This is a genomic window from Microbacterium sp. TW_SC_2 (assembly GCF_055361165.1).
This window is the reverse complement of sequence record NZ_CM143952.1, coordinates 3,215,794-3,233,902: the sequence shown is the minus strand read 5'-3', so window position 1 is coordinate 3,233,902 and position 18,109 is coordinate 3,215,794. Positions and strand designations below refer to the sequence as shown.

At 69.1% G+C, this 18,109-nt stretch carries 18 protein-coding genes; 5 read left to right on the top strand and 13 right to left on the bottom strand.

From position 1 onward, the window contains the following. Positions 1 to 116 precede the first annotated feature (116 nt). The gene (gene dnaB, locus ACWA14_RS15695; RefSeq protein WP_463795341.1) at positions 117 to 1,490 is read left to right on the top strand and encodes a replicative DNA helicase; all 1,374 of its coding nucleotides are present in this window, start codon (positions 117 to 119) and stop codon (positions 1,488 to 1,490) included. Between the two features lie 27 nt (positions 1,491 to 1,517). On the opposite strand, the gene ACWA14_RS15690 is transcribed toward dnaB, so the two are convergent. Further along, the gene (locus ACWA14_RS15690) at positions 1,518 to 1,991 is read right to left on the bottom strand and encodes a DUF6326 family protein (protein ID WP_463795340.1); all 474 of its coding nucleotides are present in this window, start codon (positions 1,989 to 1,991) and stop codon (positions 1,518 to 1,520) included. A gap of 120 nt (positions 1,992 to 2,111) precedes the next feature. On the opposite strand from ACWA14_RS15690, the gene ACWA14_RS15685 reads away from it, so the two are divergent. Beyond that, positions 2,112 to 2,786, top strand: a complete 675-nt coding sequence (locus tag ACWA14_RS15685; protein ID WP_463795339.1) for a TetR/AcrR family transcriptional regulator — start codon at positions 2,112 to 2,114, stop codon at positions 2,784 to 2,786. Positions 2,787 to 2,838: 52 nt separating this feature from the next. On the opposite strand, the gene ACWA14_RS15680 is transcribed toward ACWA14_RS15685, so the two are convergent. Continuing rightward, entirely contained in the window at positions 2,839 to 3,438 is a 600-nt protein-coding gene (locus tag ACWA14_RS15680) for a TetR/AcrR family transcriptional regulator (RefSeq protein WP_463795338.1), read from the bottom strand. Positions 3,439 to 3,555: 117 nt separating this feature from the next. On the opposite strand from ACWA14_RS15680, the gene ACWA14_RS15675 reads away from it, so the two are divergent. Next, entirely contained in the window at positions 3,556 to 4,500 is a 945-nt protein-coding gene (locus ACWA14_RS15675; protein WP_463795337.1) for an alpha/beta hydrolase family protein, read from the top strand. 60 nt (positions 4,501 to 4,560) lie between these two features. Here the strand turns inward: ACWA14_RS15675 and ACWA14_RS15670 are convergent, their stop codons facing one another. The 3 genes from ACWA14_RS15670 to ACWA14_RS15660 are packed head-to-tail and all read right to left on the bottom strand — an operon-like array spanning position 4,561 to position 6,541. Beyond that, positions 4,561 to 5,178 (bottom strand): response regulator transcription factor, encoded by a 618-nt coding sequence (locus ACWA14_RS15670; protein ID WP_463795336.1) that lies wholly within the window; start codon positions 5,176 to 5,178, stop codon positions 4,561 to 4,563. Next, positions 5,175 to 6,260: a sensor histidine kinase gene (locus tag ACWA14_RS15665; protein ID WP_463795335.1), complete on the bottom strand. Its 1,086-nt coding sequence runs from the start codon at positions 6,258 to 6,260 to the stop codon at positions 5,175 to 5,177. The genes ACWA14_RS15670 and ACWA14_RS15665 overlap by 4 nt, the downstream gene beginning before the upstream one ends. 44 nt (positions 6,261 to 6,304) lie before the next feature. Beyond that, complete coding sequence (locus ACWA14_RS15660; protein WP_463795334.1) at positions 6,305 to 6,541, bottom strand: hypothetical protein; 237 nt, start codon at positions 6,539 to 6,541, stop codon at positions 6,305 to 6,307. Positions 6,542 to 6,672: 131 nt separating this feature from the next. Between ACWA14_RS15660 and ACWA14_RS15655 the strand changes: the two genes are divergently transcribed. Next, positions 6,673 to 7,407 carry a MerR family transcriptional regulator gene (locus ACWA14_RS15655; RefSeq protein ID WP_463795333.1) on the top strand — a complete coding sequence of 245 codons (735 nt, stop codon included), beginning with the start codon at positions 6,673 to 6,675 and terminating at the stop codon, positions 7,405 to 7,407. Between the two features lie 71 nt (positions 7,408 to 7,478). On the opposite strand, the gene ACWA14_RS15650 is transcribed toward ACWA14_RS15655, so the two are convergent. The 8 genes from ACWA14_RS15650 to ACWA14_RS15615 all read right to left on the bottom strand — a co-directional run bounded on the left by ACWA14_RS15650 (position 7,479) and on the right by ACWA14_RS15615 (position 16,723). Next, positions 7,479 to 9,260, bottom strand: coding sequence for an alpha/beta hydrolase (locus ACWA14_RS15650; RefSeq protein ID WP_463795332.1), 1,782 nt, complete (start codon positions 9,258 to 9,260; stop codon positions 7,479 to 7,481). 106 nt (positions 9,261 to 9,366) lie between these two features. Continuing rightward, positions 9,367 to 10,062, bottom strand: a complete 696-nt coding sequence (locus ACWA14_RS15645) for a GOLPH3/VPS74 family protein (RefSeq protein WP_463795331.1) — start codon at positions 10,060 to 10,062, stop codon at positions 9,367 to 9,369. Positions 10,063 to 10,208: 146 nt separating this feature from the next. Next, the gene (locus tag ACWA14_RS15640; protein WP_463795330.1) at positions 10,209 to 11,549 is read right to left on the bottom strand and encodes a NosD domain-containing protein; all 1,341 of its coding nucleotides are present in this window, start codon (positions 11,547 to 11,549) and stop codon (positions 10,209 to 10,211) included. Then, positions 11,546 to 12,478 carry a carbohydrate kinase family protein gene (locus tag ACWA14_RS15635; protein WP_463795329.1) on the bottom strand — a complete coding sequence of 311 codons (933 nt, stop codon included), beginning with the start codon at positions 12,476 to 12,478 and terminating at the stop codon, positions 11,546 to 11,548. The genes ACWA14_RS15640 and ACWA14_RS15635 overlap by 4 nt, the downstream gene beginning before the upstream one ends. Continuing rightward, a complete protein-coding gene (locus tag ACWA14_RS15630; protein WP_463795328.1) occupies positions 12,471 to 13,532 on the bottom strand; it encodes a LacI family DNA-binding transcriptional regulator in 1,062 nt (353 codons plus the stop codon). The genes ACWA14_RS15635 and ACWA14_RS15630 overlap by 8 nt, the downstream gene beginning before the upstream one ends. Positions 13,533 to 13,598: 66 nt before the next feature. Then, on the bottom strand, positions 13,599 to 14,438 hold the full coding sequence (locus tag ACWA14_RS15625; RefSeq protein ID WP_463795327.1) for a carbohydrate ABC transporter permease: 840 nt from the start codon (positions 14,436 to 14,438) through the stop codon (positions 13,599 to 13,601). Continuing rightward, entirely contained in the window at positions 14,435 to 15,328 is an 894-nt protein-coding gene (locus ACWA14_RS15620) for a carbohydrate ABC transporter permease (RefSeq protein ID WP_463795326.1), read from the bottom strand. Before ACWA14_RS15620 ends, ACWA14_RS15625 begins: the two co-directional genes overlap by 4 nt. Positions 15,329 to 15,403: 75 nt before the next feature. After that, the gene (locus ACWA14_RS15615) at positions 15,404 to 16,723 is read right to left on the bottom strand and encodes an ABC transporter substrate-binding protein (protein WP_463795325.1); all 1,320 of its coding nucleotides are present in this window, start codon (positions 16,721 to 16,723) and stop codon (positions 15,404 to 15,406) included. Between the two features lie 174 nt (positions 16,724 to 16,897). Between ACWA14_RS15615 and ACWA14_RS15610 the strand changes: the two genes are divergently transcribed. Beyond that, a complete protein-coding gene (locus ACWA14_RS15610; protein ID WP_463795324.1) occupies positions 16,898 to 18,103 on the top strand; it encodes a glycoside hydrolase family 32 protein in 1,206 nt (401 codons plus the stop codon). Positions 18,104 to 18,109 lie beyond the last annotated feature (6 nt).

Sequence of the window (18,109 nt, the reverse complement as noted above, 5' to 3'; positions counted from 1 at the left end):
AGTGTCGGAGGCATCTGTTTCGCTGTGTTCAGGCGTGTCGGATGCACGACGCCGACATGATTCCGCCGTTCACGGCGGTGCAACCCCATCCTCGGATCCGCATCGAAGGGAGCAGTGTGTCGATCGCAGACATCTCAGACGAGCGCCTCGGTGGCAAGCGCGGTCCGGAGCGTACGCCTCCGCACGATCTCCTCGCCGAGCAGAGTGCCCTCGGTGGAATGCTGCTCTCCAAAGACGCGGTCGCCGATGTGATCGAGACGCTCAAGGGCGCCGACTTCTACATCCCCAAGCACGAGCTCATCTTCGAGGCCGTGCTCTCGCTCTACTCGCACGGTGAGCCGACCGACGTCGTCGCCGTCACCGACGAGCTCATCAAGACCGGGGAGCTCGGCCGCGCCGGTGGAGCCGACTACCTGCACACGCTCACCTCGATCGTGCCGACCGCGGCGAACGCTGGCTACTACGCAGGCATCGTCTCCGAGCGCGCGCTGCTCCGCCGTCTCGTCGACGCCGGCACCCGCATCGTGCAGCTCGGCTACGCGGGTGAGGGCGACGCGACCGACATCGTCAACAACGCGCAGGCCGAGATCTACTCGATCACCGGCACCGAGGCCGCCGAAGACTACGTTCCGCTGCAGATCGCGGTCGACGCCGCGCTCGAGGAGATCGAGGCCGCCAGTGGCCGCGACGGCTCGATGACCGGCGTCCCCACCGGGTTCAAGGAGCTCGACGAGCTCACCAACGGTCTGCACGGCGGCCAGATGATCGTCGTCGCCGCGCGTCCCGCCATGGGTAAGTCCACGCTCGCGCTCGACTTCGCGCGGTCGGCATCCATCGGCCACAACATCCCCTCGGTCTTCTTCTCGCTCGAGATGGGCAAGAGCGAGATCGCGATGCGTCTGCTGAGCGCCGAGGGCCAGATCCCCCTGCAGAACATGCGCAAGGGAAACCTCGACCCGCGCGACTGGACCACGGTCGCCGCGACGCGCGGGCGCATCAACGACGCGCCGCTCTACATCGACGACAGCCCCAACATGACCCTGGTCGAGATCCGCGCGAAGTGCCGTCGGCTCAAGCAGCGCGAGGGCCTGCGCATGGTCATCATCGACTACCTGCAGCTCATGACGTCGGGCAAGCGTGTCGAGTCGCGCCAGCAGGAGGTCTCGGAGTTCTCGCGAAGCCTCAAGCTCATCGCGAAGGAGCTGCAGGTGCCGGTCATCGCCCTGTCGCAGCTGAATCGAGGCCCCGAGCAGCGCACCGACAAGAAGCCCGCCATCAGCGACCTCCGTGAGTCCGGCTCGATCGAGCAGGATGCCGACATGGTCATCCTGCTGCACCGCGACTCGGTCTACGACAAGGACGTGCGTCCCGGTGAGGCCGACCTGATCGTCGCGAAGCACCGTAACGGTCCGACCGCGACCATCACCGTCGCCTTCCAGGGCCACTACTCGCGCTTCATGGACATGGCCCCGGGCGGCGACTTCAACTGATCTCGGGTGCCTGGGGAACCGGGGCCCTCAGACGCCGGCCGTCGTCACCCGTTCCGAGGCAGGCGCAGCCGTCCGCGGCCATGCCCAGGCGGAGCGCAGGATGAACACCAGGAGCAGCACCTCGAGTCCGATCGAGAGGGTGTAGAAGAAGGCCCATTCCGCGGTCTCGCCGACCGCGTTGAACAGCGAGTACGGGATGTACAGCGCGGCCACGACGAGATTCGTCGCGCGGTTCACCCTCGCCGGCAGCGCCAGTGACAGTGTCACCATCAGGGCTGGGACCGCGAGGGTCGCGAGCATGACGGTCAACAGCGTCGGGCTGATGTCGAACTCGAACACGATGCCCGCGCGGAGGCCGTCGATGACGCCCGGCTTGTGGAGGTGGAAGTAGTCGACGTAGATGTACAGGAACATGAAGCTGGTCCAGGCGGCGGCGAGCTTGGCGTGCACCGGGATCGGCGAGCTGGCGAGCAGGGTCGGGGTGTTCGGTCGGATGGTCATCTGTTCTTCCTTCGAGCGGAGCGGGCCTCCCGCCGGGATGGCGGTTCGTACACCGTACGTCGTACACCGTACTATCCGCGTACGCTGTACGATTGTCAAGTCCCGACGGCGAGGAGACGCGTGTCTGCGAGAGAAGGATCAGCGGCGGCGTCGACCGCGGTGTTGAGTCGGCAGCGGCTCGTGAGCGAGGCTGTGCGGCTCGCCGACAGCGAGGGCGTCGACGGATTGAGCATGCGCCGGCTGGCCGCGGTGCTCGGCGCGGGAGCGATGTCGCTCTATCACTATGTGGCGAACAAGGAGGAGCTGCTGGACGCGATGATCGACATCGTGTTCGGTGAGATCGAGCTCCCCTCGGTCGACACCGACTGGCAGTCGGCGCTGCGAGGGCGCGCGGCATCGGCCCGGCAGGTGCTCGCGCGCCACCCGTGGGCCATCGGCCTCATGGAATCGCGCACGTCGCCGGGCCCCGCGAATCTCCGGCACCGCGAGGCGGTCACCGCCTGCCTGCGGCAGGCCGGCTTCTCCGTGCTGATGGCGACGCACGCCAACTGGCTGCTCGACAGCTACGTGTACGGGTTCGCCCTGCAGGAGGCCAGCCTGCCGTTCGACACCGGTGGAGAGCTCGGAGAGGTGACCGAGGACGTCTACCTTCCCCAGCTCCCTCCGGACGAGTTCCCGTACCTCCACGAGTCCGCCGCGGCCCTCGTGGCCGCCGGCTATGACGCGGCGGAGGAGTTCGACTTCGGCCTGGACCTGATCCTGGCCGCCCTCGAGCCGCTCCGCGCCTCCGCCTAGCGAGCGTCACGCACCCGACCGGCCGGGCGGCGGGCCGAGCCGCGACGGCGCCTCAGCGGTCGTCGCCGGCGAGGACGCCCGTGAGGAAGACCTGCACGAGCGCCTCCGCGTCGTAGCGGGCGTCGGACGCGGCGCCGATGCAGAGGTTCCCGATGCCCTTGAGCACACTGTAGGGATCGACCGAGGGGGCGGTGCCGGCGGACTCGAGGGCGGCCTCGAGGAGTATGCCGCACACGGGAACGAGGCGTCCCACGAAGAAGGTGTGCAGGGCATCGGATCCGGCGCTGTCTCCCTGCAGAGCGCCGGCGAGGCCGTGCTTCGTGGCGAGGAAGTCGACGAACAGCGCGACCCATGCCCGCAGCGCCGCCTCGGGCGTCGCGCTCTCCGCGAGCAGCCGGGGCCCCGCCTCCGCGCACGCGTCGACCTGATGCCGATACACGGCGACGACCAGTTCGGGCCGGGTCGGGTAGTGCCGGTAGATGGTTCCCACACCCACGCCGGCCCGGGCGGCGATGTCGCGCACCGGGGCGTCGACGCCGGATGCGACGAACGCGGCCGCCGCGGCGTCGAGGAGCGCCTGCTCACTCCGCCGCGGCCTGCCGACCGCCGAGGGTCGCCGGGCATCGGGCTGCACTCCCAGGGCATCCGCCATGTGCTTCTCCTCGCGAACAGGGCATCTCGACTTGCGTTACGGAACCACGTTCCGTAACGTTGCGGAACGGCGCTCCGATAACCATTCTCGCAGAGCCCGACTCCTGGAAGGAACACCATGCCCGCATCGACCCTCCCCGCACTCGACCACCTCCTCGGCCCGGGCACCCCGGTCGTCTCGGTCGCCCCGGTCACGCTGACCGCTCCCGGACGACCGGTGCCGCTCGAGGTGCGGGTGTCGGCTCCCGTGACCGGCGGGAACCTGCCCGTCGTGCTGTTCTCGCACGGCAACGGGTGGAATCTCGACGGATACGCCCCGCTCGCGGCCTTCTGGGCCTCCCGGGGGTTCGTCGTGATCCAGCCGACGCACCTGGATTCCCGCCGTAACGGGTTCGGCTTCGATCACCCTGTCTTCCCGACCATCTGGAGCGAGCGGATCGTCGACCTCACGCGCATCCTCGATCAGCTCGACACCATCGAGGCGGCGATCCCGGGGCTTGCCGGCCGTGTGGATCGCACGCGGATCGCGGCCGCCGGGCACTCCTGGGGCGGACAGACGGCACAGTCGCTCCTCGGCGCGCGGATCCTCGACGACGCCGGTCGGGTCGGCGACGACCTGTCCGATGAGCGCGTGACCGCGGGCATCCTGTTCGCCGCGACCGGCGTCGGCGGCACGCATCTGCATCCGTTCGCGCAGGCGAACTTCCCCTTCATGCGTCCGTCCTTCGCCCAGCTGACCACGCCGACACTCGTCGTGGCGGGAGACCGCGATCAGTCCGCGATGTCGAGCCGCGGCCCGGACTGGTTCACCGATGCCTACACGCACAGCCCCGGAGCCACCGACCTGCTCACCCTCCACGGAGCGGAGCACTCGCTGGGCGGGATCGTCGGCCACGAGGTCGCGGAGACCACGGACGAGGACCCCGAGCGCGTCGCCGTCGTCCAGCGCATGAGCACCGCCTACCTCCGGACCGCCCTGCGCGTCGACGCCGACAGCTGGCTCGCGGCGCGTGCCGTCTTCGGCGACCGCGCGCAGGCGATCGGGCACCTCGACAGCAGGTGAGGACCGGCATGGCGGGCGCCTCGCGATCCGGTTGACCCGCCACCGGGCAGAGAGGACGACTCAGAGCCAGCCGCGCGCGCGGGCATGGCGCGCCGCCTCCTGACGCGATGACGTGTGGGTCTTCTGCATCGCGCTCGACAGGTAGTTGCGGACCGTGCCCGGCGCGAGATGCAGACGCGCGGAGATCTGCTTGACGGAGTATCCGTCCTGCGTCTCCCGGAGCGCATCGAGTTCGCGCTCGGTGAGGGGCGAGTCATCGATCACCGCCGCTTCGAGGATGTCGTGATCGATCCACCGGCCGCCCGCGTGCAGTCGGGCGATGACCTCCCCGATGAGCTCGGGGTCGGCGGACTTGCTCATGAAGCCGCGGACGCCCGCCTTGAGCGCTCGCCGCAGGACCCCCGGCCGCGCGTGCCGCGTGAGCAGGAGGATCCTCTGATCCGAGAAGTCGCGCAGGATCTCGTCGACGGCGTGGAGGCCGTCGGCGCCGGGCATCTCGAGGTCGATCACGAGCACGTCCGGCCTCTCCCGCACGACCACGGCCACCGCCTCCGCACCGTCGGCGGCCTCACCCACGACGGTGATCTCGCCGTCGAGCGCCAGGAGTGCGCCGAGCGTGCGACGAAGAAGCTGGTCGTCGTCCGCGAGGACCACCCGGATGATCTCCCCGCCGGTCATCGCTGCTCCGCCCGGGCAGGTCGGGGAGCGAGGTGCGCGCCGATCGTGAACACGCCGTCCTGCCGTTCGACGTGGAGCTCGCCGCCGGCCTCCTCGATCCGCTGCCGGAGCCGCGCGATGCCGTGCGGCCGGATCTCGCCCGCGACGGGGGCGCCGTCGTTCGACACCTGCACGCGGTCGGTCCGGACGACGATGGTGACCCACGTGGGGTCGGCGTGACGGAGGAAGTTGGTGGTCGCCTCGCGCAGTGTGTGGGCGAGGAGCGGATGCGGCACGACCGCACCGGCGATCTCCTGACGGATGCTCACCTCGATGCCGGAGGCCGCGGCCAGGGCGCGGGTGTTCTCGAGTTCGGCGCGGAGGTCGATCTCGTACCGCGCGGACGTGAGCTCTCGCGTCGTGGCGACGGTGTCGTCGACCATCGTCCGGATCGCGGTGAGCTCCTCGGCGGCGCGGGCGGGATCGTCGGTCAGCAGCCGACGGGCGAGTGCCGCCTTGAGCTTGATGACGTGCAGCGACTGCCCCTGGATGTCGTGCAGGTCGGCCGCGAACCGGGCGCGCTCCTCGGCGACGGCGAGGGCGGCCTCGACCTCTTTCGTGCGCTCCGCCTCGCGCAGCAGCAGCCATGCCTGCTCACCCGCGAAGACGACCGCGGCGATGTAGAGGGTGCCGACGGCGGGCACGACGATGAAGGAGACCACGAGCGTGACGGTGATCGGGTTCGCCACGAGCGCCGTCGCGCCCAGTGCCCCGGTTCCGGCCGCGAAGAGCAGCACGGCCGTCATCCTCCGCCTGCCCACGCGCATGAGCAGCAGGGCGCCGACGAGCGAGAAGGGCATGAAGCTGATGGGGCTGTGGGCCATGAACGCGCCGTACACGAAGCCGGCCCCCGTGATCAGGAGCAGGAACACGATGCGGGGCGTGTAGCCGTCGAGGCTCCACTCCTTGAGGACCGTCGTCGTGAAGACGAGCGTCAGGGCGATGAAGAGCGTCTCCCACCAGGACGTCGTGGTCAGGACGACGCCGATCACGGAGAGCGGTGCGATCGCGAGGATCGCGGATCCCATCACGATCCGGTGCATGCGCGGACTCGCGGCCGTCCGCGCGGATGTGCCTTCGTCGATGACTACTCCTCCTCTGCTTCCTGCCGGATGGCCCTCCGCACCGGCGCCTTCGCCACCAGCGCGCCGATGGTGACGGCCAGCGCCACGTACTGCAACACCGGGCGCTCCAGGAAGAATCCCGTGATCCCCGCCGGAAGCGTGGTGAAGAGGCCGAAGTCGTAGAGCAGACCCAGGTAGGCCAGGAACACGGTCGCCGAGAAGACGATCGCGGCGTTGAGGAACAGATCGAGTGCCTTCATCCTGTCGATCCTTCGCGACAGCCGACCTCCCCGGTAGTGACACCGTGTCACCTTTCCTCGTGACACGCGAGCACTGTGGCCGATCCGCGCGAACGGGTGGGATGGAGAGCGATCGCGCGAGAGGATGAAGCATGGCCTGGAGCACACAGGAGATCGCCGACCTCGCGGCGACGACGGTCAACACCGTACGCCACTACCACCGGGTCGGACTGCTCGAGCAGCCGGACCGCCGGTCGAACGGGTACAAGAGCTACGAGGTGCGCCATCTCGTGCAGTTGCTGCGCATCCGGCGCCTGCGCGAACTCGGGGTGCCCCTCGATCAGGTCGATCATGTCGCGGCGGGGGACGAGCGCTCCCTGTCGACGCTCGCGGGTGTCGACGAGGACCTGGCAGCGACCATCGAGCGCCTGCAGCAGGCGCGGTCGGAGATCCGGTCGATCCTCGCCGGGGCGTCGCGACCGGATGTGCCCCGGGGATTCGAGCAGGTCGCCGCGCGCCTCACCGCCACCGATCGCGCGCTCCTGCTCATCTGGGCGCAGCTGTACGACGACGAGGCCATGAGCGACCTCCGGGAGATGCTCGAGGCCGAGGGCGACGACGTGCGCCTCGCGTTCGACGCCCTCCCCGCGGATGCCGGCGAAGAGGCCCGCTCGCGGATGGCGGAACGCTATGCGGTGGGACTCGCTCGCGACCTCCGGAAGTACCCGTGGCTGCGCGACCCCCTCGCGCATCACCGGAAGCGACCGCAGATCACGTGGCAGACGCTCATCGAATCGGTCGCCGCGCTCTACAACCCCGCACAGCTCGACGTGCTCGCTCGAGCGAACGCGATCGCGCTGGAGACGATCGCGCGCGATCCCTCCTGACGCCGCGCGGGCTCGGTAGGCGCTCCCGGTCGCAGACACGTGCACACGCCGTGCGAGGGGGCGGCGCGCCCTCACTCCTCCGGCGCCGCGAGCACCGCGGTCCGCGCTCGGACGAACGGGTCGGTGAAGCCCGGATCGGCGCGATCCCCGCCCGGGAGCGGTGCCCACGCGGAGAACGTCTCGCTCTCGAGAGGAAGGGGCTTCGCGGCGGCGAACAGGGTGCCCTCCGGTCGGTCGGCGTTCCCGAGCAGGAAGTCGATGATCGGGCGATCCACCTCCTCGGTCCCGTACGGGAAGACGCCGTGCACGCCTTCGTCGTCGACGGCGATCAGGCTCGTGTGGGGGAGTGCCGTGCCCATCGTCTCGCCCTGTTCCCAGGGGGTGAGCGGGTCGAGCTCGCTCTGCACGACGATCGTCTCGGGGAAGCGGTCATCCGCCTCGGGCATCCGCACGTCCGTGGGCCAGAACGCGCACGCCGGTACCTCATCGAAGCGCTGCAGCTGCGCGCTGAACGGTGCCGCGTCCGTCATGCGGGTGCGGTAGTCGGCCCAGGCCTCCTCGCCCTGCGTCCACTCGCCGTCGGCACACCGCAGGAAGTCATCCGCACTGGAGAAGGTCCCCTCCACCACGCCCTCCGCGTTCGTGGCCGCCGGCGGAGGTGCGTAGATCGCGAACTGCGCGAGCATCGCCTCGCTCGCCTCCGGTGCCAGGCCCAGGCCGTCGATGACGCGCGTCGCGCGCTCGGTCGCGTCACCCGCGCGCGCGGACTCGCCCTCGGCGATGAGCCCCGCGATGACATCGGCGACGAAGGCCGACGCCACCGGCTTCGACTGCGCGGTCGCGGCTCCGGTCGCCGCCCACACGATGTACGCCGCGTCGTCCATCTCCGCGGAGGAACCCGTCGCGGCGAAGTAGCGGTCCCAGATCGCCTCCGGATCGGAGCCGAGACCGTACGCCGCGTCATTCCGTGCGAGCCAGTTCATCATCTGCAACCGGAGCTGACGATCGATCGCGACATCCTGCCCCTTCCAGCTCTTCTCGTATGTCGCACTCGTGGCGTCGATCGACGAGTCGAGCACCATCCGGTCGATGTTCTCCGGGAAGAGCGTGCCGAACCACGACCCGAGCCACGTGCCGTAGGAGTACCCGAGGTAGGAGACGGTCTCGACGCCGAGGAGGTGACGGATGAAGTCCATGTCGTAGGCCACCTGCTCCGTCGTCATCGTGGCCATGTCCGGGTCGCTCGAACAGGTGGATCCGATCGCGCGGGATGCGGCGGATGCTCCGTCGTCCGGGTCGTAGGCGTAGTCGCAGTCGACGATGCTCGAGGTGCCCAGTCCGCGCTGGTCGAAGCTGACGTAGTTGGTGGTCGCGCGCAGCTCCGGTGTGCGTTGCTGCGTCGTGGCGGCGAAGGACAGCGAGGGGAACGGTCCGCCGCCGTGGACGAGCAGCGTCGTGGCATCGGGGTCGGCCGGGTCGATGTTCTGCGCGCGCGAGATGCGCACTTCCCAGGTCTCCCCGCCGACGGGGTCGAGCCAGTCCCTCGGGACCTCGATCGTCGCGCATTCGACGTTCGACACGTCGACCTCGGGCAGGGGGTCGCCGGCGGGGAATCCGCATTCTCCCCAGTCGAGATCCTGATCGGCGAGAGTCCCCGCGAGCTCGGCGACATCGGGCGTCGGTGACACCGCATCCGGCGACGTCGGCCGTGCGGTCCGATCGCCGATCAGGAGGGCTGTGGTGACAGCGACCACGGTGACAGCCGCCACGGCGATCCCTCCGCCCACGATTCTCCTCGTCCGTCGGCCGGGCCGCCGCGGCGGATCGATGCGGTCGTCGGTCGGCATGCGCATGGTGGGCCCCTCTCGTGTCCTCCCGGGTGACCTGGTCGGCCGTGTCCGTGAGAGAGAGTCCACTCCCTGTTCCCACCACAGGGTCAAGATCGCCGGGGAGTCCCGGTCACAGGCGCGGGAGCACGGTGCCGGCGATCACCGCGTTGATCACGACTGCGTTCATCGTGCGGGCCACCGCGCTCGCTGCGGCCGAGGCACCCCAGTCGCCTTGTTCGAGGACCTTGCCGCGGGTGTAGACGTCGCCGCTCCAGGGGATCTCGGGATGGAACTGGGGGAGGGTGCCGCTGGCCGAGAGCAGCGCGACGCTCGCCGCGGTGCGCGGGGCGGGGGAGTCGCCCTCGAGCAGCGCCGCCTTCACGGGTGCCATCAGGGTCGACCGACGGTCGCTTCCCAGCGAGATCTTCGTCGAGGGGAAGATGCCGAGAGTCCTGCCCTTCTCCTGATGGAGATCTCCGCGCGCCGTGAGCCGATCGATCACCGGACCGCGCAGCTCCGGCCCCACCGCCGCGAGGACGGACTGCACGTCCCGTGGCTTCTCGGAGATGTACTCCCAGGCCGGATCGAGCAAGGTGTCCGGCAGCGCGCCGTCTCCGACCGCGTGCACGCGGACGGAGAGCTTCTTCTGCTCGATCTCGATCCGTCCGGCGAGGGCGAGGTCGGCGAGCACCGCCCCTCCGAGGACGTAGAACAGCGTGTTCTCGCCCGCGATCGTGCCCGAGGCCGGCTGGAAGAGCAGGAGCAGCGTGTCCTCGACGAGCAACGGCTCCGACGACATCCGCTCCGTCAGGGTGGTCTGGTTCATCATGCTTCCTCCATCGTCGTGACGCACGACGATTGGGCACCCTGTTCTCGGCACAGGGTCAAGAGGGCCGCGCGGGTGATCGCGGGTGTGCCGACTCGACCCGCGCTGCTCGGCCGGTGAGGCCGCGCACCGACGCGGTTACCGCTCTAGGCGCCCATCTCCGGTAGCGGACGGAACGCGTTCCTGGTCCTGTCCATGTCCACTTCCTCGTCACGCCCCGAGTCGAGCACCGTGTTGCGGATCGAGCCCGGCTCGACCACGACGGTGGTCACGGCCCGGGCCTCCGATGCCTCGGTGGTGAGCAGGGCGTCCACCTGGGCGGCGAAGGCGGACTCGTCCGACGTCGCACGGACGTCCAGCGCCACGATGTGATTGGTCGCGACGTAGTTGCCGTCGCCCTCCGCGACGCGGATGATCACCGACGTCGCGCCCCGCGGACGGATGCTCTCGGAATCGACGACGTGGGAGATGTGGTTGCCGATCACGGAGTTGTTGCTGCCGAGGATGCGCAGAACGCCGTGGAGATCGTCGAGTCCGTTGTCGACGTCGAGGAACGGGGTCCACGGTTCCCGATCGCGCAGGAGGTGGTTGGACGAGACGAGGTTCTCCGCACTGCCGCCGTCGAGGACCACCATTCCCGGATAGAACGAGTGCAGGCGATTCGCGGTGATGCTCGACCGGGTCACGCCGCGGAAATGGACGCTGCTCGCGCCACGAGGGAAGACGTTGTTCGCGGTGACCAGGAGTCCGCCGTGGTTCTCGGCGAAGATCGAGTGTCCGCGGGGGCCCGCGCCGATCAGGTTGTCGGTGATCTTGGAGGCCTGGCCCCACCCGCGCAGCTCGATGCAGCTTCCGCATTCCGCGATGAAGTTGTCGTGCAGGGACAGCGCATCCGCGTTGTGGACGGTGAGCGCGTGCTCGAGGTAGATGAACCCCATGCCGTTCACCCGGAAGGAGTCGTTCGCGCTCGCGACATGGATCCCGGTCTTGCCGTTGACATAGGTGTTCTCCGGGTGGCGCCCTGATCCGTCGTCGGTGAAGTGCAGCCCGTCGATGCAGAAGTCCGCGAACTCGACGGAGCTGATCCGGGGACTCCCGGCGCGTTCGACCAGGAAGGCCGCCCCCGCGGAGGCGTCGATGCCGTCGCCGGGGGCGAGGTCGACGAGGATCCGGCTGCCTCCCGGCCACAGCTCGTGCAGATCCGGCCACTCCTCCTCGGGCACGTTGAAGCGGATGCTCGACGAGGTGAAGCCGTGACCCGCCCCCTCGATCCGCAGGAAGCTGATGTCGATGACCACCTGGGTGCGCAGGCGGTAGTTCCCCGGGGGGAGGACGATCACCGCACCGGGCCGGGAACCGCGAGGGTCGTCGAGGCCCGTCTGTCGCGCCTTCACGTCGGCGATGATGCTGTTGATCACCTCGCCGATGTCGTCGACGGGGTCGCCGACCGGCCAGGTCGTGACGTCGTAGCGGGTGGAGTGGGTCATCGGGGTTCGCCTTCGTATCGGATCGGTGCGGGGTCCACGACCTCGTCTCGGTGGGGCAGATCGGCTCCTGCGCGGCTGACCGTCACCGCAGCGCAGGCCGCCGCGAAGCGACAGGCGTCCTCGGCGTCCCGCAGCGAGAGGCCCACGATCGACAGCGCATCCGCCGTGACGGTGGTGGACAGCCGGTGGAGGAGGCCGGCCATGTACGAGTCGCCGGCCCCGATGGTGTCGACGACCCGGGCGGGCGTCGGCGGCAGGGACGAGGTCTCCGCACCGCAGCGGAGGAGGCTCCCTTCCGCGCCTCGGGTGATGACGATGAGCGGCGCTCCGAGGCGGGCGTAGTGGGCGGTCACGTCGAGCGGATCCAGCTCGGGATGCAGCCATTCGGCGTCTTCATCGCTCATCTTCACGACCGTGCTGGTGCGGGCGAAGCGCTCGACGAGCGGGAGCACCGCGTCGCGTGCCCCGATGACCGAGGGGCGGATGTTGGGGTCGAAGGAGCGGAGCACACCGGTCCCGGACGCCTCGAAACCGGTGGCGACGTTCGGGCCGCCGGGGGCGAGCAGCGCGCCGATGGAACCGGTGTGCAGCACATCGAATCCGTGGATGGGAACAGCGGCGAGGTTCCACGTGATGTCGAAGTCGTACTCCGCGGATCCGTCCGTCCGAATCCTGGCGGTGGCGGAGGAGGTGCGCGCGGAAGGCGCGACCGAGTCGGGTGCGAGTCGCACTCCGGCTTCGCGAAGATGGTCGGTGAGCAGCTTCCCGGACGCGTCGGTGCCGATGCGGGTGGCCAGCGTCACGGCGGCCCCCAGACGGGCGAGACCGACCGCGACGTTGAGCGGGCTTCCGCCGGGGTGCGCCTGCGTTCCGGTCGCCGTCGAGACCACGTCGACGAGGGCCTCGCCGATCACGAGGATCTCAGGCATCCGTCTCGCCCTTCTCCGCTCCGGGCGCTGCGACGGACTGGCGACGCACCAGCGGGCAGGAGAGCACCGCGGGCTGGTGGGTCGGGCGCGATTCGAGATCGCCCTCGCTGTCCATGAGGCCGGCGAGAGCGTCGAGCGCCCACCTGCCCATCTCGAAGTGGGGCAGGGCGACGGTGGTGAGCGCCGGGTAGAGACCCTCCGCGATCAGTTCCTGGTTGTCGAAGCCCACGATGGAGAGGTCGGTCGGGATGCGCAGGCCCAGCTCGGCCGCCGCCCGATAGGCGCCCATGGCCATGCGGTCGTTGTAGCAGAACAGGGCGGTCGGCCTCCCCGGCCTGTTCAGGATCTCCCGGGCCGCCTTGTAGCCTCCGGGCGTCTCGGAGGGCTCGGCGACGACGAGCGCTGCGTCGTACTCCACGCCGACATCGCCGAGGGCTCGCCGATATCCGGCCAGACGACCGCGAGTCGCCGGCACGTCCTCGGCGTTGGTGAGGAAGCCGATGCGGCGATGCCCGTGATCGGTCAGCTCCTGCACGGCGGCGTAGGCGCCGCCCTCTTCGTCGGGCACGACGGACGGCACGCGGCCGTCGGCCGAGGCGGAGTCGATCAGCACCGTCGGGATCGCCTCCAGCGACGCCGGCAGCACGATCTCGCGGTGATACATCGTGGCGTAGAGAACGCCGTCGACCTGCTGGCGAAGCAGGGCGTCGGTGTCGCGCTGGATGTCGTCGTCGTCGCGGGTGGTGTTGATGAGCACGAGGGTCAGACCGCGCTCGCGTGCGGCCTGCTGAGCCCCGAGGATGATCCGCCCCGCATGGGGTGTCGTGGCGATCTCCTCGCTGAGCAGTCCGATCATCTCGGACTGCTGGCGCCGGAGACTGCGCGCGATGCGGTTGGCGCCGTACCCGAGCCGGGCCGCCGTCGCCCGCACCCGCTCGCGCGTCTCATCGCTCGCGCGGGCGGATTCGACGTCGTTGAGGACATGGGAGACGGTGGTCACCGAGACACCCGCCTCGCGTGCGACGTCTCGTATACCGACTGTTTTCCGTGCCACGGTCTCCCCTTGTCGTCCGTTCATTTCTAGCTGGTGCGGGATCATCCGTCCCGCAGATCGTGGATTTCAGCCCTTCACGGCGCCGAGAGTGAGGCCCGCCACGATGTGGCGCTGCAGCACGAGCGCCAGCAGGATCACCGGCAGCGAGTAGAGCACGGCGAGCGCGGTCATGGCCCCCCAGTCCAGCCCGAACTGCGTCTGGAAGTTGGCGATCACGATGGGCGTGGTCTGCGCGCGGGTCGCCGTCAGCAGCAGGGCGAACAGGAACTCGTTCCACGAGGCGAGGAAGGCGAAGATCGCCGTGACCGCGACTCCGCCGGCGGTCACGGGAAGCACCACGCGCCAGAGAGCGCCGAGCCGACTGGCGCCGTCGATCTTCGCCGCCTCTTCGAGCTCGCCCGGCACCGCCTCGAAGAAGCTCGACATCAGCCAGATGGACAGCGGCAGGGAGATCGTGGTGTGGGCGATCGCCAGGCCGAGCGAGGTGTCGGCGATCCCGAGGTTGCGGAACATCGCGATCATCGGGACGCCGATCACGATGGGCGGCACCATGCGCATGACGAGCGCGCCGACGATGAAGAAGCGCCCGTAGCCGGTGCGGAACCGGGTGACCGCGTAGGCGGCGGGCACGGCGAGGATCAACGAGATGACCGTGCTGAGCACGGCGGTCACGACGCTGTTGATGAACGAGGCGATCACCCCGTCACGGCTGATGGCGGAGACGTAGTTCTCGATCGTCCACTGCGAGGGCAGCACCGTCGGGGGGACGGCGATCGTCTCCAACGGCGTCTTGAACGAGGTGAGGAGCATGTACAGGAACGGGAAGCTGTACAGCACGACCAGCATGACGAGCGCGATCCAGAGGAGCGCGCGGGAGCTGACGCGGGTGGTTTCGAGACCATTCATCGTTCGTTCTCACTTCCGGGACGCCAGATGAGCAGGATGGCGGCGACCGACACGGCCAGCATCGCCAGCAGGTACATGGTGCCCATCGCGCTGGCCAGGCCGGGGTCGCCGAAGCGCACCATCGTGCGGTAGATGAGCAGCGACATCGTCTCGGTGCTCTGCTGCGGTCCTCCGTTGGTCTGGATGAGGATGACGTCGAAGGCCCGGGCGGCGTCGATACCGCGGATGATCAGCGCCACCGCGATCACGGGCCGCAGCAGCGGGATGATGATCCGGAAGAGGACGGTCGGGTACCGGGCGCCGTCGAGTCGCGCGGCCTCGATCACGTCACCGGGGATGTTCTGCAGCCCGGCGAAGAGCACCAATGAGATGAACGAGGTGGTCAGCCAGATGTCGGGGAGGGCGACGGAGAACAGGGCGATGCCGGGGTCGCTCAGCCACTGGATCTGACCGGGGTCCTGCAGGATGTGCGCGTCGGTCAGCAGCTGGTTGACGATGCCGAAGTTGTCGATGAGCAGGAAGCGCCAGAGCAGTCCCGCGACGATCGGGGCGATCATCAGCGGGTAGAGGAAGATCGTGCGGAAGACGCGCGAGCGGTCGCCGAGGGCGGTGAAGATGAGCGCCACGGCGAGGCCCAGGACGAACTCGAAGACCACGACGATCACGGTGTAGACGAGCGTGCGCCAGGCGGCGTTGCCGAAGTCGCCCGAGGTGAGGGCGGTGATGTAGTTGTCGAGTCCGACGAAGGTGCGCGGTCCGCCCGCGAACTTGCTGATCTCGAAGAACGAGTCCGAGATGAACTGCAGGAGCGGCCACGCGACGAACACGGCCAGGAAGAGGGTGGCCGGGAGCATCAGGAAGAACGCGAACCGGCGATCGGTGAGGCGCACGAGGTGACTTTCTGTGAGGTGGAGGACAGGGCGGCCTGCAGCGCTCCGCGGGGCGGAGCGCTGCAGGCGTACCGGTCAGTCGCCGATGATGGACTGCACCTGAGCCTTGGCGTCGTCCAGCAGCTTCTGGTTGTCGGCTCCGGGCACGACGGCCTTCTGGATCATCGGGATCAGGGCGGAGTCGACGATCTCCTGCCACTGCGGGGTGGCCGGCCGGGGGATCGTCGCGCTCGCGTTCAGCGTCTCGATCAGCGGCTTGTAGTTCTCGTAGCCGGGCTCGTCCTGGTACCTCTCCAGGACCGAGATCCGCGAGGCGAGGCCCAGGTCGGTGTCGACCGAGAGCTCATTGTGGTCGTAGGCGTACTGCACGAACTCCATCGCCTTCTCCTGCTTGCTCGTGCCCGAGGGTACGGAGAGGTACCAGGCGCCCGGCACGCCGGCGACGCCGCCCGGACCGCCGATCATGGTGGTGACGCCCACCTTGCCGGCGACCGCCGAATCGGCCGGGATCTGCTTATACGCGTGGGCCCAGAAGCGCATCATCGCCAGCTGTCCCTGGTTGAACAGGTTCTGCGAACCGGCCCAGTCGAGCTGTGCCGCGCCGGATGGCGCGTACGGCAGGAGGCTGGTGTAGAAGTCCAGGGCTTCGAGGCTGTCCTCGTCGCCGAGCGAGACGGAGCCGTCGTCGCCGACCACCATGTCGGCCGCCCCGGTCTGGGACAGGGTCGCCAGCCACTCCGTCTCGACAGCGCCCTTGACGTCGGTGCCGTAGACGTCGACCTGTCCGTCGCCGTCGGAGTCCTGGGTGAAGAACTCGGCCGCATCGGCGTACTGCTCCCACGTGGTGGGCGGGGCGAGGTCGTATCCGTACTTCGCCGCGAAGGCAGCCTGCTGAGTCGGGTCCTCGAACAGGTCGGTGCGGTAGTAGAGGATCTCGGAGTTCGTCCAGGCGGGCATGCCGACGAAGGCGCCGTCCACCTGCGCCTCGGTGACCAGCGCGGGGAAGAGGTCGGCCTGGACGTCGTCGGTGAAGATGTCGTCCAGAGGAGTGAGCGCCTCGGCGAAGGTGGGCAGCCAGATCGCATCGAGGGCGGCCACATCGAAGGACAGCGCCCCGGAGCCGAACTCGCTGTTGAGGCGGTTGTAGAGACCGTCGTAGGGCAGTTCGACGAAGGTCACCGAAGTTCCGGTGTCCTCCTGGAACTGGTCGGCGATGGGCTGCAGCTCGCCGTGGCCGCCGGCCTCGACGAGCACGGTGATCGAATCGTCGCCGGAGGCGGCGGGTGCCCCACCGGCACCGCACCCGGTGAGGGTGACGGCGAGGAGGGCGGTGAGCGCCCCGGTGGATCCGAGCAGGATCCGGCGAGACGGGTGCCGGTGTTCACGAAGCGTCATCACTTCGACTCCAATTCTGTGCGGCAGTGCGTGATTGCGAGAGTACGCGTCGGCGGGTCCGAGGCGTGTCGCTGGAGCGACTGGAATGACAATACGTTTTGCCAAAACGTCTTGTCAAGTCCATACTTGAGCAACGTGGTCGCCATCGACGGTGATCGCAGAAGGAGCCGCCCCATGACGACGGACGCGCAGCGCCCCCGCCCCCAGGTGCACTTCACCCCGCGGTCGGGGTGGATGAACGACCCGCTGGCCATGACCTGGCACCGAGGTCAGTACCACCTGTTCTTCCAGTACGTGCCCGGGCGCACCTCGTGGGCGCCGGAGTGCCGGTGGGGGCACGCGACCTCGCCCGATCTCGTCACCTGGACCGAGCAACCGGTCGCCCTGGAGCCCGGCGACGGCGACGACGGCATCTGGTCGGGCTCCCTGGTGATCGACGACGAGGGCGTTCCCACCATCTTCTACACCTCGGTCCGGATTCCCGACTTCGGCATCGGCAGGATCCGCACCGCCGCACCGGTCGACGACGACTGGACGACCTGGCGCAAGGGCGACGTGGTCGTCGAGGCACCTGCGCTCGACCTGATCGCCTTCCGCGACCCCTTCGTGATGCGCGACGCCGGTCGCTATCGGATGCTGGTGGGCACCGCGCTGCAGGGCGGAGAAGCGGCGGCGAGTTCCTTCGTCTCCGACGACCTGAGGGACTGGTCGTTCGAGGGTCTGGCGGCGTCACGACACACGGGCGACAGAAGCCCGGTGTGGACGGGTGCGCTCTGGGAATGCCCGCAGATCTTCCGCATCGACGGACGCGCCGTGATGGTGACATCCGTCTGGCAGGACGATGAGCTGCACTACGTGGTCTACGCGGTGGGGGAGTTCACCGACGGACGTTTCGAGGCCGCCCACTGGGGCCGGCTGACCTACGGCGAGAGCTATTACGCACCGTCGTTCTTCCGGGACCGCGACGGGCAGCCCTGCCTCATCTTCTGGATGCGCGGTGCGCTCGACGAGGCGGCGGGCCGCGCGAGCGCTTTGAGCGTGCCGCACGTGCTGCATCTCGAGGGCGACACCCTGGTGGCGAGGCCGCATCCGGCCGTGCGGACGCCGGCGTCGGCGTCTCCCGACGGCGCCGGGGCCATGGCCACGGGCACGATGGTGGCCGGAGAGGAGCGGGTCTGGTCGAGCGAGGAGGGCACGCTCACCGTCCGCCGAGACGGCGACACGGTCACCTGCGTGTGGCGCGACGAGGTCACCGTCATTCCCGTCGGAGCCGAGGAGGTCACGATCCTCGTCGACGAGGAAACCGTGGAGCTGAGCTGTGCCGCCGGACTGTTCGGTGTCGGCTCGGGCGCACCGTTCCGGGAGCACCCGCGCCGGTAGGTCCGC

What these genes read in the sequence shown, in the direction of transcription:
- ACWA14_RS15690 (WP_463795340.1), bottom strand. Translation starts at nt 1,991, where the DNA reads ATGACCATCCGACCGAACACCCCGACCCTGCTCGCCAGCTCGCCGATC.
- ACWA14_RS15680 (WP_463795338.1), bottom strand. Translation starts at nt 3,438, where the DNA reads ATGGCGGATGCCCTGGGAGTGCAGCCCGATGCCCGGCGACCCTCGGCG.
- ACWA14_RS15675 (WP_463795337.1), top strand. Translation starts at nt 3,556, where the DNA reads ATGCCCGCATCGACCCTCCCCGCACTCGACCACCTCCTCGGCCCGGGC.
- ACWA14_RS15670 (WP_463795336.1), bottom strand. Translation starts at nt 5,178, where the DNA reads ATGACCGGCGGGGAGATCATCCGGGTGGTCCTCGCGGACGACGACCAG.
- ACWA14_RS15665 (WP_463795335.1), bottom strand. Translation starts at nt 6,260, where the DNA reads ATGCACCGGATCGTGATGGGATCCGCGATCCTCGCGATCGCACCGCTC.
- ACWA14_RS15660 (WP_463795334.1), bottom strand. Translation starts at nt 6,541, where the DNA reads ATGAAGGCACTCGATCTGTTCCTCAACGCCGCGATCGTCTTCTCGGCG.
- ACWA14_RS15655 (WP_463795333.1), top strand. Translation starts at nt 6,673, where the DNA reads ATGGCCTGGAGCACACAGGAGATCGCCGACCTCGCGGCGACGACGGTC.
- ACWA14_RS15650 (WP_463795332.1), bottom strand. Translation starts at nt 9,260, where the DNA reads ATGCGCATGCCGACCGACGACCGCATCGATCCGCCGCGGCGGCCCGGC.
- ACWA14_RS15645 (WP_463795331.1), bottom strand. Translation starts at nt 10,062, where the DNA reads ATGAACCAGACCACCCTGACGGAGCGGATGTCGTCGGAGCCGTTGCTC.
- ACWA14_RS15640 (WP_463795330.1), bottom strand. Translation starts at nt 11,549, where the DNA reads ATGACCCACTCCACCCGCTACGACGTCACGACCTGGCCGGTCGGCGAC.
- ACWA14_RS15635 (WP_463795329.1), bottom strand. Translation starts at nt 12,478, where the DNA reads ATGCCTGAGATCCTCGTGATCGGCGAGGCCCTCGTCGACGTGGTCTCG.
- ACWA14_RS15625 (WP_463795327.1), bottom strand. Translation starts at nt 14,438, where the DNA reads ATGAATGGTCTCGAAACCACCCGCGTCAGCTCCCGCGCGCTCCTCTGG.
- ACWA14_RS15615 (WP_463795325.1), bottom strand. Translation starts at nt 16,723, where the DNA reads ATGACGCTTCGTGAACACCGGCACCCGTCTCGCCGGATCCTGCTCGGA.
- ACWA14_RS15610 (WP_463795324.1), top strand. Translation starts at nt 16,898, where the DNA reads ATGACGACGGACGCGCAGCGCCCCCGCCCCCAGGTGCACTTCACCCCG.